The 3,546-nt window shown below is 71.7% G+C and carries 4 protein-coding genes and 2 pseudogenes; 3 read left to right on the top strand and 3 right to left on the bottom strand.

Annotated features, from left to right (window positions below):
• Window positions 1-100, top strand: a pseudogene (locus JNW87_RS36340) (dipeptide/oligopeptide/nickel ABC transporter ATP-binding protein); the annotation flags it as partial.
• Between the two features lie 4 nt (window positions 101-104).
• Here JNW87_RS36340 and JNW87_RS36335 read toward each other — a convergent pair.
• The 3 genes and pseudogenes from JNW87_RS36335 to nadD all read right to left on the bottom strand — a co-directional run.
• Window positions 105-224 (bottom strand): annotated as a pseudogene (locus JNW87_RS36335) (histidine phosphatase family protein); the annotation flags it as partial.
• Window positions 221-631 carry a ribosome silencing factor gene (gene rsfS / locus JNW87_RS36330; protein ID WP_109802058.1) on the bottom strand — a complete coding sequence of 137 codons (411 nt, stop codon included), beginning with the start codon at window positions 629-631 and terminating at the stop codon, window positions 221-223. The pseudogene JNW87_RS36335 and the gene rsfS, both read right to left, overlap by 4 nt.
• Before the next feature lie 110 nt (window positions 632-741).
• A complete protein-coding gene (nadD, locus tag JNW87_RS36325; RefSeq protein ID WP_109802080.1) occupies window positions 742-1,338 on the bottom strand; it encodes a nicotinate-nucleotide adenylyltransferase in 597 nt (198 codons plus the stop codon).
• A 152-nt stretch (window positions 1,339-1,490) separates the two neighbouring features.
• Between nadD and JNW87_RS36320 the strand changes: the two genes are divergently transcribed.
• Both JNW87_RS36320 and JNW87_RS36315 read left to right on the top strand, forming a co-directional pair.
• Entirely contained in the window at window positions 1,491-2,138 is a 648-nt protein-coding gene (locus tag JNW87_RS36320; RefSeq protein WP_109802059.1) for a PadR family transcriptional regulator, read from the top strand.
• Window positions 2,139-2,297: 159 nt separating this feature from the next.
• Window positions 2,298-3,503, top strand: coding sequence for an FAD-dependent monooxygenase (locus JNW87_RS36315; protein WP_109802060.1), 1,206 nt, complete (start codon window positions 2,298-2,300; stop codon window positions 3,501-3,503).
• The last annotated feature ends 43 nt before the right edge of the window (window positions 3,504-3,546 follow it).

The following is a 3,546-nucleotide window of genomic DNA, read 5'->3' as shown; positions in this document are numbered from 1 at the left end:
CGCCCGGCGGGGCGAGTTGCGGCCGTTGCGGCAGGACCTGCAGATCATCTTCCAGGACCCGTACGCGTCGTTGAACCCCCGGCACACGGTCGGCCGGATACCGGGGCGGCGGCGCGGGCCTGCTCCCGGCCGAGGTCGTTGAGGGGTATGTCGGTCTGCCCCTGGACCCGGCTGGCGGCGTTCCAGTCGGTGTTGCCGTGCCGCCAGATGATCAGGCGGGTCATTCCGCGGCGGCGGCGCCGGTGGTGGTGTCGGCGTCGACGAGGTCCCGGTCCACGAACGGGATCTGCGGGCAGTCCTTCCAGAGCCGGTCGAGGGCGTAGAACTCGCGCTCCTCGGTGTGCTGGACGTGCACCACGATGTCGACGTAGTCGAGCAGCACCCAGCGGCCGCCCCGCTCGCCCTCGCGCCGGACCGGCTTGGCCTTCTCCGGCAGCTCGAGCAGGCGCTCCTCGATGGCGTCGACGATGGCCAGCACCTGACGCTCGTTGGGGGCCGCGGCGAGGACGAACGCGTCGGTGATGGCGAGCTGGTCGCCCACGTCGATGATGACGATGTCCTGCGCCTTCTTGTCGGCCGCGGCCTGGGCGGCGGCCATCGCCAGCTCGTGAGCGCGTTCGGAAACTGTCACCGTTCTCCTTCGATCAACCGTGCGACCCTCCAAGCCTCTCACACCCGGCCGGGCGACGACTTGTCAGTTCTGGTCGATTACGCGGACGTACGCTCACATTCTGGGCGGCATCACTGCTGGTAGAGGCGCCGCTTGGCGATGTACTGCACCACACCGTCGGGCACCAGGTACCAGACCGGCTCGCCCCGGGCGACCCGGGCGCGGCAGTCGGTGGAGGAGATCGCCATCGCCGGCACCTGCACCAGGCTCACCGTGTCGGCGGGCAGGTGCTTGTCCGACAGCTCGAAGCCCGGCCGGGTCACCCCGATGAAGTGGGCCAGCTCGAAGATCTCGTCGAGATCCTTCCAGGAGAGGATCTTCTCCAGCGCGTCCGCGCCGGTGATGAAGAAGAGCTGCACCTTCGGGCCGTACTCGGCCTGCAGGTCGCGCAGCGTGTCGACGGTGTAGGTCGGGCCGCCCCGGTCGATGTCCACCCGGCTGACCTGGAACCGCGGGTTGGAGGCGGTGGCGATGACCGTCATCAGGTACCGGTCCTCGGGCGGGCTGACCGGCTCGTCGACCTTCTGCCACGGCTGACCGGTGGGGACGAAGACCACCTCGTCCAGCTCGAACCGGTCCGCCACCTCGCTGGCCGCGACCAGGTGCCCGTGGTGGATCGGGTCGAACGTGCCGCCCATGATCCCGATCCGCCGGATGTCTTCCTCCACCCCGCGATCGTAGGCCGACCGCTCCCACCGGCAGTTCCGGCCCGTCCGCCGTCCGCGCAGCAGGACGGCCACGGAATGGGCTTCCCTAACCCGACCTCCCGGCCGTATATTCGTCGACAAGCAACCGCCAGCGAGCATGGGGGGAGGCCAACATGCCCAAGCAGCGCAAGGTCGGCAACCTGTTGGCACTGGCCGTCCTGTCGGTACTCGTCCGGCGACCCATGCACCCGTACGAGATCGCCACCACGCTCCGGTCCTGGGGCAAGGACCAGGACATGGACATCAAGTGGGGGTCCTTCTACACGGTCATCAGGAACATGGACCGGCACGGGCTGATCGCGCCCGTGGAGAGCATCCGGGAGGGCCGGCGCCCCGAGCGCACCGTCTACCGGATCACCGACTCAGGGCGGGCGGAGCTGGTCGACTGGGCCCGCGAGCTGGTCTCGATCCCGACGCCGGAGCACCCCCGGTTCCGCGCCGGCCTGTCGGTGCTCGCAACGCTGCACCCCGACGAGGCGACGGCTCTGTTGCGGCAGCGGCTGGAGCTGCTGGAAGAGGGGATCAGAGCCGGACGTGACGCGCTGGCGGAGCACCAGCGGCAGATACCGCGGCTGTTCCTGGTGGAGTCGGAGTACGACCTGACCATCCGGGAAGCGGAGGCGGCCTGGGTCCGGGCCCTGCTGGCCGAACTCACCGCGGGCACCTATCCGGGCATCGACGAGTGGCGGGCCTTCCACGAGACCGGCGAGCTCCCGGCCGACCTGAGCGACGCCGCGGAGAGGAGCCGCTCCACGCAGTGACGGACGGCCCCGGCACGGTGCGCCAACACCGCGCCGGGGCCCTTACCTCGAACCACACCTGGAAGGTGCCCGGCCCGAAGCGGCAACCACGAGGATAGCCGGGTCCCTTCCAGGTCGGTTCGCCACGCACGACGACCGACGACCCCTGGGAGGGGAACCATGACCAGAGTGAAGACAGCGATCGTGATCGGCGGCGGCATCGCCGGTCCCGTGACGGCGTTGGCGCTGCGCCGCGCGGGCATCGCCGCCACCGTGCAAGAGGCGTACCCGGGCACCGCCGACGGCGTCGGCGGCACGCTCGCGCTCGCGCCCAACGGCGTCGCGGCCCTGCGCCTCGTCGACGCGGACACGGCGGTGACCGACATCGCCACCCCGATCCGCCGGATGGAGATGGCCGTCGGCCGGCGGCACCTCGACATGCCGGGGCTGGACGACGTGCCGCCGCTGCAGGTGGTGCACCGCCACGAACTGCACCAGGCGCTGCACGACCGCGCCCGGGCCGAGGGCGTGATCATCGAGTACGGCAAGCGTCTGGTCGACGTCCGGGAGACGGCGACCGGCATCACCGCCAGGTTCGCCGACGGCGACACGGCCACCGCCGACGTCCTCATCGGAGCCGACGGCATCCGGTCGACGGTCCGCGCCCTGATCGACCCGGACGCCGCCGGGCCGCGGTTCACCGGCCTCCTCGGCTTCGAGGCGGTGGCCCGGCACGAGGTCGACGTGGAGCCGGGCACCATGACCTTCGCCTTCGGCCGGCGGGCCTACTACCTCTACTGGCCCGAGCCGGGCGGTGGCACCCGCTGGGGCGCCAATCTGCCGCAGGTCCGGCCGATGAGCCTCGCCGAGGCCCGTGCGGTGCCGCCGGCCGAGTGGCTGCGGACGCTGCGCGACGCGTACGCGGACGACGACCCGGGCCGCCAGCTGATGCTGACCAGCAGCGACGACGACCTGCGGGCGGTGGGCTCGATGCACATCATGCCGCCGGTCCGGCACTGGCACCGGGGCCGCATGGTGCTGGTGGGCGACGCGGCGCACGCGCCCTCCAACAGTTCGGGTCAGGGCGCCTCGCTGGCGATCGAGAGCGCGGTGCAGCTGGCCCGCTGCCTGCGCGACCTGCCCGACGCCCCGTCCGCGTTCGCCGCCTACGAACGCCTGCGCCGGGATCGGGTCGAGAAGATCGCCGCGCGGGCGGCGCGGATCAACCAGGCCAAGGCCCCCGGCCCGGTGGCCCGGGCGCTGATGCCGCTGCTGATGCCGCTGCTGATGAAGACCGCGATGAACCCGGAGAAGACGCTCGGCCCCGAGCAGCGTTACGTCATCGACTGGGACGCCCCGGTGTCGCCGGTCCCGGCGGCACGCTGACTCGGCGCGGTGGGTGGCGCACCCCGGTCGGGTGCGCACCCAC

The organism is Micromonospora sp. ATA51, assembly GCF_016802855.1.
GTDB classification, from domain to species: domain Bacteria; phylum Actinomycetota; class Actinomycetes; order Mycobacteriales; family Micromonosporaceae; genus Micromonospora; species Micromonospora sicca.
The sequence above is the reverse complement of the archived record's forward strand: the minus strand, read 5'-3'. Positions and strand labels throughout refer to the sequence as shown.

Excerpts from the sequence above, each read along its gene's own strand:
- JNW87_RS36320 (WP_109802059.1), top strand. The coding sequence starts at position 1,491 with ATGCCCAAGCAGCGCAAGGTCGGCAACCTGTTGGCACTGGCCGTCCTG.
- JNW87_RS36315 (WP_109802060.1), top strand. The coding sequence starts at position 2,298 with ATGACCAGAGTGAAGACAGCGATCGTGATCGGCGGCGGCATCGCCGGT.